Origin of the sequence: Flavobacterium sp. (genome assembly GCF_043720215.1) — a bacterium.
Classification (GTDB): Bacteria; Bacteroidota; Bacteroidia; order Flavobacteriales; family Flavobacteriaceae; genus Flavobacterium.
The window spans coordinates 1-9170 of the sequence record NZ_JAYSSZ010000191.1 but is presented as its reverse complement, the minus strand read 5'-3'; the positions used below and the strand labels follow the sequence as shown (position 1 = coordinate 9170).

Genomic DNA, 9170 nt, shown 5'->3' with positions numbered 1-9170 from the left:
GAACAATTTGTAATTTAAAAGACATACTGTAGTCTTTTTGGGTACGCTTTACATAGCGAGGTTCCTGGGTGTTTTCCATAACGATGAATTTATGTATTGCCATTTTAGGACAAGACACTTATACAAATAAAAAAGCTCCCTGAAAATCAGGGAGCTTTTGCGTTATTTAGGGTGGATGACCGGTTTCGAACCGGCGACCTCCGGCACCACAAACCAGCGCTCTAACCAGCTGAGCTACAACCACCATTTGTTTAACGAGTGCAAAGATATTGCATTTTTTCTCTTTTGCAAAGAAAATTTAAAAAAAATTATTTCAAATCTCCTAAACTATTGACTGCCAAATACCTTTCAACAGTAAAACCTTCCCCATATTCAACTCCTATTATGCGTCCTAGATCTTGAGCACGATACTTTACGCTATCTAAAAAGTTTTTTGAGGTTATAGGAGATTCTGGCTCTTTAGAATTTGGGTTGTAAAACTGAGAATCGTAAGCCATAATTGCTTCCATCTTTATATCCATAAAACCGGAAATATCAACAACAAAATCGGGTTCAATATTTTTCCATTGTATATAATGATAAACCATTTTTGGTCTCCATGGTTCTTGAATAGCATTATCTAAACTTGTTTCTATTTTTGACAAACCAGATAAAAAACATGAGTCAGAAACTAATTTACTTCCTTTTCCGTGATCTATATGCCGATCATCTATAGCATTGCAAAGTACAATTTCTGGTTTGTATTTTCTAATCATTCGAATAACTTCCAGCTGATGTTTTTCATTATTCTTAAAAAAACCATCTCTAAAATTTAGATTTTCTCTTATAGCAATTTTTAAGATTTTTGCAGCATTTGCAGATTCTAAATCTCTAATTTCTGCCGATCCACGAGTTCCTAATTCACCTCTTGTTAGATCGACAATACCAACTTTTTTTCCTAACGAAATTTCTTTTGCAATTGTGGCTCCACAACCTAATTCTATATCATCTGGATGTGCTCCAAAAGCGAGTATATCTAATTTCATTACTTTCTGTTTTTCTTGTAAGTTTCTAATAAAGTGTTTGCTTTTTTCTAATTTTATTTTGCATAAATGGCGTCCAACCTAGCAAATAACCTTTCCAACCCAATGCTTGTTGCGTCCATTTCCAGATATCGAAATAGTCAGTATGTTTTATAATTTTTCCATCAGCAAATTCAAATTTTGCTGAAATTTTATTTACTACTTTTCTTCCTGTTTGCGAATAAGTATATTCAGCAACCCAATTTGCAGAACCTTTATTTTTATTTGCCTCTACAGTATTAAAATTAAGTTTTAAGCCACTATTTCTGCTCAAAAGCATTTGCCACATTACTTTTACATCTTCACCTTCTAATTTTCCAAATGCAGGATCTTCAAATTGAATATCATCATGGTAACAACTTATCATTCCTTCTGCACTACCATTAGCAAATGAGGTGTAAAATTTTTCTATCAATTGTTTATTGTCCATATCTATTTATTTGTTGTTCGAATTTGTAATCTCTATATTCTTTTCAAATTTAGAATTTTCATTTTAAATCCTACTGCATTTTGCACGAAATAAATTTTTCTCATATTAAGTTATAGAAAAATTTAAATTGAATTGTTTATTTCGTTATTTTTTTAATTATGTTTGTCTAAATTATTTTTAAAAAACACATAACCATTAAACCCAAAACATCATGAAAAAATTTATTGTACTTTCATTTTTATTTATTAATTACCTAGGATATAGTCAGATAAAAGTTATTGAAACTGTGCCAATTGAAAAAATAGGACGAATTGGAGCTAACGGGACTAGTGATATTTACATTCAGAAAGAAGGAAATGAATATACCGTTTCGTTTAAAAACATTGAAGATGTAGATAATGGTAATGTAAAATTTAATTTTAAAGATTTAGCTGGAGATTTCGAAAATTTATATACTATCATTTCTAATGGTTTTAACGCTTCACCTGTTGCTGATATTAAATTAGATTTACCTAATGATATCATTTGGTTGCATTATACAAAAAGCTTACAAAAGATGGTTACACTACAATTTATGACCAAAAATAAATTGACAGCTGCTACTGGGATTTCTGATTCAATGACTAAAGCAGACGTAAATAATTTGTTTGGAAAAAAATAATCATATTTTTTACAATTTAACTTTAAAAAAAATAGTTGTTTATTAAAATTTAATAAACAACTATTTTTTTATACTACTTTCTTCATTGTTTTTGATTTATTTACAGTTTCAAAAAACTCTTTTTCTGGAATACTATCTTTTGTGATTCCGCAACCAATGTATAGGTTTACAAAATTATTTTCGATATTCATACACCTCAAATTCACAAATAAATCGGATTTATTATTCTGAAAAGTTGCGAAATCAATATTTAATTCACCTAAAAAACCTGTATAAAAAGTTCTGTCATATCCTTCGTTTTCAATAATAAATTGCATGGTTTCATCTTTAGGCAAACCACAAACTGCAGGTGTTGGATGTAGTTTTTCTATAATATTCTGCAAATCCGTTTTAGAATTAATTACAGCTTTAATATCAGTCTTGATATGAACAATACTTCCTGCACGAAAAGTGTATGGTTTTGATGCTGAAATTTCAGCACAATAATTTTGTAAATTATCTAAAATAAAATCAGTTACAAATTGCTGTTCCTGTTTTTCCTTTTCTTGCCAAATATATTCTTCAGTTTCAGAATACGGTTGTGTTCCTGCAAAAGAAACTGTTTTTATGGTTTTTTCTGACGATTGCAAGAATTGTTCTGGGGTTGCTCCTATCCAAAAGCCAATTTTTGGATGGTAAAAACAATATTTGAAGGTGTTCTGATAATGAAAAATTAATTTAGAAAAAACCTTCTCAAAATCAAAATTATCAATTTCAAGTTTTTCTCTTCTCGATAAAACTACTTTTTCAAATTGCTTATTTTGTATAGCTTTTATTCCTTTTTCAACTAAATTCTCGAAAGATAATTTTACAACTGAATCGAAACCTAAATCTACATCTTTCTCGATAAAATAGGCTATCTCGCTTATAGTTTCGATATAAACATCGGATTGATCTTTAGGAATTATATATTTCGATTTTCTATCAAAAGAAACAAAAGCAAAACCAGTTTCGGTAAAATTATTTATTTCAAATAGTTTGTCATTTTTCTGAAAAACGCCAATTATTTTCTCTGAGTTTGGTTTGCAATAAATTACAAAAGGCATTTTTTTATTAAACCAATCTTTACCTTTATTAAAAATAATATTCATTTTGGTTTTAAATTTTTCTTTTTGGCAAAACCATATTGGTCAACTTGCAAAGAGAAATTAAGTTATTTTCTTCGTCAGTAATTTTTATTTCCCAAAGATGAATACTTCTTCCTTTGTGCACAATTCGAGCAGTTCCAGTAACAATTCCTTCCCTTTTAGCTTTTAGATGATTCGCAGAAATTTCTATACCTCGTATTTCGCTTACATCAGAATTTACAAACAACATAGATGCCGCACTTCCTACACTCTCTGCAAGGGCAACACTTGCTCCACCGTGCAATAACCCCATAGGCTGATGAACATTAGGATTTACTGGCATTGTTGCAACTAAGAAATCTTCTCCAGCATCTATAAATTCTATTTTTAAGGTTTGCATCAAAGTATTTTGACACATTTCATTGCATTTTTTTATTATTTTATCTTTATCGAAAGTCATAGTTTAGTTTTTGTGTTCCAAATTTACAAAAAAACTTTACCACAGATTAACATACTTATACCCGTAGGTATTAGTGTTTAATGGTCTCAAAGGTAATAATATTTTTTTAAGTACAACATAAGTACAACAAATCAAAAACTTTTTACAAAGCTATATATCCCAACGCTATTAAGCTGCGCTTGGCGGTTCATTGCTTGGTATTCCGCTAATCGTCCACAATAATAATTGTGGGTTGCTTTTGCATACCCATTTTGCAAAAGCAAATCATTCAAACATTCGCCACTTGGCAAAATCACATATCCCAATTGTCTGTTCCAGTAGTCATAATAATTCTCTTGTTCTGTAACGATAGTTACAACCGTTTTAGGCGGTGGAACCGACAAAACGAAGTGTAAGGATTGCAAACCAAATTGCATCAATAATTGAGCAGGTAAACTGCTTTTTTCTTCGTCTTCCATCATCTTTCTATTAATCTTCACTTCCGGTGCATCTAAACCATAAAGACGGATTTCTTTTTTCATTTTAGTGAAACTATGGCTAATGATGATGCTATCGCCATCAAGTACTTCTTCAATTTGCCAATGGGTTTCCACTGTGTACGGTGCTTTTGCGTTGTATTGCATTGTCTTTCAATATTTTAGGCTAACGTTATTCAAAGTTAATATTTGAACTTTGTAAAAGCAATTGCAAGCAAATATTAACTTTTAAAAATTAGAAAAAATGGCAAGACAAAAAGGTGTTATTAAGTATGTTGGAACTCTTGGAGATATCCGACACTTCAAAATTAAGGGACAGGAAGGCTACTTCGCTGGAATGGTTGGTGGACCAACTGGCGACCAAGTGTTGACTGCTCCTGAATTCGAGAGAACTCGTGAGAATATGAATGAATTTGGTGCTTGTGCCAAAGCAGGGAAATCGGTTCGAACTGGTTTATCTCAAGTGATGAAACAAATGGCGGACAGCCAAGTTACTGGAAGATTGACTTCGATTATGAAGAAAATTAACCTTGAAGACCAAACGGAAGCCAGAGGTTACCGTAAAATTGAAATCTCTACGCAACGTAGTTACTTGAAAGGTTTTGAGTTTGACAAAAACACTTCTTTCAATGGGATTTTTAACGCTCCGTTTTCATTAACGCATACGTTTGATAGAGAAAGTGGCGATTTAGTCATTCCTGCTTTTAATCCTGCGAATTTGGTAAATGCACCATCTGGAGCAACTCATTTTCGTTTGGTTACTTCGCTTTCAGTTGTGAGTGATTTTGAATACAACGCTACCACAAACAGCTATGATCCTATGGATGCTGATTTGAATGAGGTAAACGATATTCAATATACTGATTTTTTGGATTTGTATGCTCTAGTTCCTGCAACAATTCTAACCGCAACGTTATCTGGGGGCGTTTATCCAACTGCATACACCACCGTTTTACAGTGCATAGGAATTGAGTTTTACCAACAAGTAGGCGCAAATTTCTATCTCTTTTCAAGTGGCAACTGCTTAAAAATCGAGGAAGCTTTTTAGTAATCTTTTCAGAAAATCCCTCGAACGTTTCGAGGGATTTTTTGTTTAAAAACCAATCTATCATTATTATGGAAACTAAAATAATAAGAGTCGCACAAGGAAAGGAAAGTACATTAAGCCAGTTATACATTAACGGAATTTTTCAATGTTACTTACTAGAAGATAAAATAAGAGCCGTTAAAATCCCATCTGAAACAGCTATACCAAATGGTACATTTTCATTGAAATTGAATACTTACGGAGCTAAAAATGTGGATTATAAAAAAGCTTTTGGAAAGCTTCACGAAGGAATGATTGAGATTACTGGTTTACCAAATTTCAATTTTGTTTATATCCATACCGGAAACATTATCAAAGAAACTGCTGGTTGTCCGCTTTGTGGTTTTGGATTTGTTTTTATTGATGGTAATTATGAAGTTTCTCAAAGTGTTGCAACTTACAAAATGATTTATCCAAAATTGGCTGCACTGGCAAAACTTGAAAACAACAAAATAACTATTGAAAATAATTTTCAATTCTAAAAAGTTCGAAAAATGGAAAATATGAATAACATAACGGTGCTTTTTGGAACACTTATCACATTGTTACTCTCTGTTGTGGCTTATTTTATCAAGCAATTGCACACCGATTTCAAGAGTATGGAAAAAGATTTGATTGAAGTTAAAACGATGGCTTTAATCATCAAAACCGAGTTTAAAAGTGGTAATGATTTACTGAACCAGAAAGTAGAATATTTAGAAAAAAGAGTTTCAAATATTGAATTAACAATAATTAAAAATCAAGATTATGAAAAATAACAATTTGAATTTAGCAGAAAGAGTATTGGCACCAACACCAAAATGGTTTAAAATTCTTCGAACTATTGGCATCACTTTAGCATCGGTTGGCGGTGTTATTATTGCTTCTCCTGTGGCTTTACCAGTGGGATTAGTAAGTGTAGCAGGTTATTTAATACTTGGCGGAAGTATTCTTTCGGTTGTTTCTCAAACAGGTGTACAATCTGAAGAAACACCAAAAAACAACCCTTAAAATAGTTTTAAAACCTGTTTAAAAGCTCTGATTTTCAGAGTTTTTTTGTTTATAGCAGTCAGAAAAAGAGAATTGCTTTATTTTTTACCAATTTATTTAAGTGGGCGGTTTGTATCGCACTTATATTGGGGTTATATGGCTTTCAGTTGTCAATCAAAGGGGGATTGGTTTGTTGGAATAAGAAATCCAAGGAAGCCCGAAACTTCAAATTCAGTAGTGGTAATTCGGATAAGTTTACATCGGGCGCTGTTTTTTTTGAGAGAATGCCTTTCGGTATGTTTCTTTTGGAATGGAATGCTGTGGCATTCTTTCAAAAAAAATTGCATCCTATGGGGTTTGGGGAAATGGAAGATTTCCCCAACTGCACTTTCCGAGTGTGGTGGCAGAAGCTCGGGCAAGTGTGTGGATTTTTATTTGTTGACTGTACTGTTCCTGATTGCTTTTTGGGTTGGATTGTTGCCCAAATGTGTTGAATGTCGTCAGGTCGAAAGTCAAAAGTTGGTGGTTATGGAATTGCAAGGCATCAATCAAGCTGAAAAGTAATATATCGTGATGTTCTGACAAATAAAAAGACACACTCTTGCTGGCATTTTTGATTTTTGATGATGCCTAAAATTACTTATGAATGACAAATTATGAATAATGAGTTGGGGTTGTTTTGAAAACGTGATGGCATCTTCAAAAAACAATGAAAACTCTGTTCCTATTTCGGGCGGGAGCGTTGGCTGTGGCGGCTATTTTACATAATGAGCTTATGATGCGATACCTGCGGGGTTCGCAGGTATTGACTCATAATGGCTTATTATGTAACATAGCTTGGGTGAAGCGTGGGCAGCGCGTGGGACTGGGTGGGTAAAAATATTGGTGAGGTACGAACACCTCTTTTTTTAATTTATTAGTGAAATGAAGCAAACAAAGAACCAACTTTAGGAACGCTTGGACTAAAGGCGGTTTTTGTGCAGCTGAATAAACTAATAAATAATACTATCTTTTTAAAGCAAAATGCCCTTTTACAATTCTACCATCAGCTAGTTCTATAGAGTACCAATAATCTGTTGCAGGTAGTGCTTGGTTGTTGAAGGTACCATTCCAACCTTGGCTAGTTGGTGTAATTTGCTTGATTAATTTACCAAAACGGTCAAAAATATAAATAATAGTTTTGGCATTTAAACTACTATTTGCCCCTTTTATATTCCAGTAATCATTATAGCCATCACCATTTGGGGTAAAATAATCTGGAATTCCTAAAACAGCAACTTCTTTTGGTACAACGCCACAACCATTTAAATCTTTGATGTAAACCGTATGAATTCCTGCACTCACATTAGCAAATACATTATCCTCTTGATACAAACCATTTATATCATCAAGCGCATAAACATAATCTCCAGCACCTGTAACATAAACTGTTATGCTATTTGGTGTGGTTAAATCTATTACGTTTACTGATGTTATAGTCGCTTTATCGGAAGCTGTAACAGTAATCGTTCTTGTTTTAGGGCAATTTAAACTATTAGAAACAGCAACAGTATAAATCCCTGCTTGGCTTATAGTTAATGTATAATTTGTTCCTATCACAGTTGGTCTACTGTTTAGTTTCCACACATACGTATAGTTTGGTGCTTGGGTCGGGTCTAAAAGTCCTGCGTCAATCGTTTTGAATATAGTTTGTTCGTTACAAACCAGTTCATCACCTAGTAAACTAATGTTAGGTACTGGTTTTACCACAAATGAAATAGTATAATTGGCTTTACAAGTCGTATTGATTGGATTAACAACCTCCACTCTTACATTTTGTGTGGTTGTTTCAAATGGATTTGGAAGCGGACTAGGCAACGAATTGTTAGCTGCATCAAAATAATTGACTACCATTCCCCTTTGACTTCCTAAAATCGTATTTTGAAAAGTCGAAGTATCGAAAGAATACAAACCATTTTGATTGATTGGATTGGGTTCATCATCACAAACACTTGTTAATGTAGTAGCAATAGGAAAAGCTTCTGGCAAATCATCTACTACAAATTGTATGGTTGTTTCATACGAACAGGCTTTTGTTGTAGTATTAGTAACCACCACTCTTATAGTTTGTGAAGTCGTCACAAAAGGATTGGGTAGCGGACTTGGCAGTGTGTTATTATTTTGGTCAAAATAAGTAACAGCGACATTCGTTAAACCATTTAATAAAGAGGTTTGCAGATTGAGGGTATCAAAACCATACAATCCATCTTGGTCATCGTCGCAATGATTTCTAATCATTGGGTTTACAATGGGAATTCTTTCTACATTTAATGTGATATGACTTCCTAATCCCAAACAATCATTATTGAGTTGACTATCGACACGAATGTAAATATTTTGAGTTGTCGGATAACCAATATTTCGATAATTTGAACTATCCGTTATTGGATTGTTTTCGGCTAGTGCATCGGCTAGATTTCTATAATAGGTAATATCTAGTAGCTGTCCAACAGGAAATATAGCTTGTATTTGAGGTGTTACCGCGCTAAAATCGAAAGAAGCTATACCATCCGTATTTGTGCCTAAAATGGTATCGTCACATTGGGTAAAACTTTGCGTATAGCTTGGTGGTATTTGAGTTGTAGAAACAATCAAATTCAGTTGTGCCACACGAAAACAACCATTGGCATTTGAAACTCGAACATAAATTATATCGTTACTCACAACTTGATTGGTGTATGTTGTAAAGTTTAGAATAGGATTTGTATTATTTTGAGCATCTGATGGTGTTTCAAAATAAGCGAACGTTTCGTTTGCAAAATTGGTTGAAATAATACTATTGGCTTGGGTTAGATTAAAAACACTAAAACCATCGATGTTATCGTCACATTGTTTTAAATCAACTATAGTTACAATAACTGGTAACGAAAATACTTGCAAA

11 protein-coding genes and 1 tRNA gene are annotated in these 9170 nt (G+C 33.0%); 5 read left to right on the top strand and 7 right to left on the bottom strand.

What is annotated here, in order from left to right; all coding sequences use genetic code 11:
* Nucleotides 1-170: 170 nt before the first annotated feature.
* The 3 genes from ACHZC3_RS08855 to ACHZC3_RS08845 form a co-directional block, all read right to left on the bottom strand.
* A tRNA-His gene (locus ACHZC3_RS08855) sits at nucleotides 171-244 on the bottom strand.
* A 64-nt stretch (nucleotides 245-308) separates the two neighbouring features.
* Entirely contained in the window at nucleotides 309-1025 is a 717-nt protein-coding gene (gene bshB1 / locus ACHZC3_RS08850; RefSeq protein ID WP_394759510.1) for a bacillithiol biosynthesis deacetylase BshB1, read from the bottom strand.
* Nucleotides 1026-1050: 25 nt separating this feature from the next.
* Nucleotides 1051-1491, bottom strand: a complete 441-nt coding sequence (locus tag ACHZC3_RS08845) for a nuclear transport factor 2 family protein (protein WP_394759509.1) — start codon at nucleotides 1489-1491, stop codon at nucleotides 1051-1053.
* A gap of 211 nt (nucleotides 1492-1702) precedes the next feature.
* Between ACHZC3_RS08845 and ACHZC3_RS08840 the strand changes: the two genes are divergently transcribed.
* Nucleotides 1703-2152 carry a hypothetical protein gene (locus ACHZC3_RS08840; RefSeq protein ID WP_394759508.1) on the top strand — a complete coding sequence of 150 codons (450 nt, stop codon included), beginning with the start codon at nucleotides 1703-1705 and terminating at the stop codon, nucleotides 2150-2152.
* A 68-nt stretch (nucleotides 2153-2220) separates the two neighbouring features.
* Here the strand turns inward: ACHZC3_RS08840 and ACHZC3_RS08835 are convergent, their stop codons facing one another.
* From ACHZC3_RS08835 to ACHZC3_RS08825, 3 genes are all read right to left on the bottom strand, one after another.
* Entirely contained in the window at nucleotides 2221-3282 is a 1062-nt protein-coding gene (locus tag ACHZC3_RS08835) for a chorismate-binding protein (protein ID WP_394759507.1), read from the bottom strand.
* 7 nt (nucleotides 3283-3289) lie between these two features.
* Nucleotides 3290-3718, bottom strand: a complete 429-nt coding sequence (locus ACHZC3_RS08830; protein ID WP_394759506.1) for a PaaI family thioesterase — start codon at nucleotides 3716-3718, stop codon at nucleotides 3290-3292.
* Nucleotides 3719-3849: 131 nt separating this feature from the next.
* The gene (locus ACHZC3_RS08825; protein ID WP_394759505.1) at nucleotides 3850-4341 is read right to left on the bottom strand and encodes a thermonuclease family protein; all 492 of its coding nucleotides are present in this window, start codon (nucleotides 4339-4341) and stop codon (nucleotides 3850-3852) included.
* Between the two features lie 97 nt (nucleotides 4342-4438).
* On the opposite strand from ACHZC3_RS08825, the gene ACHZC3_RS08820 reads away from it, so the two are divergent.
* The 4 genes from ACHZC3_RS08820 to ACHZC3_RS08805 all read left to right on the top strand — a co-directional run bounded on the left by ACHZC3_RS08820 (nucleotide 4439) and on the right by ACHZC3_RS08805 (nucleotide 6271).
* Nucleotides 4439-5242 carry a hypothetical protein gene (locus ACHZC3_RS08820; RefSeq protein ID WP_394759504.1) on the top strand — a complete coding sequence of 268 codons (804 nt, stop codon included), beginning with the start codon at nucleotides 4439-4441 and terminating at the stop codon, nucleotides 5240-5242.
* A gap of 68 nt (nucleotides 5243-5310) precedes the next feature.
* A complete protein-coding gene (locus ACHZC3_RS08815) occupies nucleotides 5311-5763 on the top strand; it encodes a DUF5675 family protein (RefSeq protein WP_394759503.1) in 453 nt (150 codons plus the stop codon).
* 21 nt (nucleotides 5764-5784) lie between these two features.
* Nucleotides 5785-6039, top strand: coding sequence for a hypothetical protein (locus ACHZC3_RS08810; RefSeq protein WP_394759502.1), 255 nt, complete (start codon nucleotides 5785-5787; stop codon nucleotides 6037-6039).
* Nucleotides 6029-6271: a hypothetical protein gene (locus ACHZC3_RS08805; protein ID WP_394759501.1), complete on the top strand. Its 243-nt coding sequence runs from the start codon at nucleotides 6029-6031 to the stop codon at nucleotides 6269-6271. Before ACHZC3_RS08810 ends, ACHZC3_RS08805 begins: the two co-directional genes overlap by 11 nt.
* A 984-nt stretch (nucleotides 6272-7255) precedes the next feature.
* Here the strand turns inward: ACHZC3_RS08805 and ACHZC3_RS08800 are convergent.
* Nucleotides 7256-9170, bottom strand: a 1915-nt coding sequence (locus ACHZC3_RS08800) for a T9SS type B sorting domain-containing protein (protein ID WP_394759500.1), incomplete at its 5' end; no start/stop codon positions are given.

What these genes read in the sequence shown, in the direction of transcription:
- bshB1 (WP_394759510.1), bottom strand. Translation starts at nt 1,025, where the DNA reads ATGAAATTAGATATACTCGCTTTTGGAGCACATCCAGATGATATAGAA.
- ACHZC3_RS08845 (WP_394759509.1), bottom strand. Translation starts at nt 1,491, where the DNA reads ATGGACAATAAACAATTGATAGAAAAATTTTACACCTCATTTGCTAAT.
- ACHZC3_RS08840 (WP_394759508.1), top strand. Translation starts at nt 1,703, where the DNA reads ATGAAAAAATTTATTGTACTTTCATTTTTATTTATTAATTACCTAGGA.
- ACHZC3_RS08835 (WP_394759507.1), bottom strand. Translation starts at nt 3,282, where the DNA reads ATGAATATTATTTTTAATAAAGGTAAAGATTGGTTTAATAAAAAAATG.
- ACHZC3_RS08830 (WP_394759506.1), bottom strand. Translation starts at nt 3,718, where the DNA reads ATGACTTTCGATAAAGATAAAATAATAAAAAAATGCAATGAAATGTGT.
- ACHZC3_RS08825 (WP_394759505.1), bottom strand. Translation starts at nt 4,341, where the DNA reads ATGCAATACAACGCAAAAGCACCGTACACAGTGGAAACCCATTGGCAA.
- ACHZC3_RS08820 (WP_394759504.1), top strand. Translation starts at nt 4,439, where the DNA reads ATGGCAAGACAAAAAGGTGTTATTAAGTATGTTGGAACTCTTGGAGAT.
- ACHZC3_RS08815 (WP_394759503.1), top strand. Translation starts at nt 5,311, where the DNA reads ATGGAAACTAAAATAATAAGAGTCGCACAAGGAAAGGAAAGTACATTA.
- ACHZC3_RS08810 (WP_394759502.1), top strand. Translation starts at nt 5,785, where the DNA reads ATGAATAACATAACGGTGCTTTTTGGAACACTTATCACATTGTTACTC.
- ACHZC3_RS08805 (WP_394759501.1), top strand. Translation starts at nt 6,029, where the DNA reads ATGAAAAATAACAATTTGAATTTAGCAGAAAGAGTATTGGCACCAACA.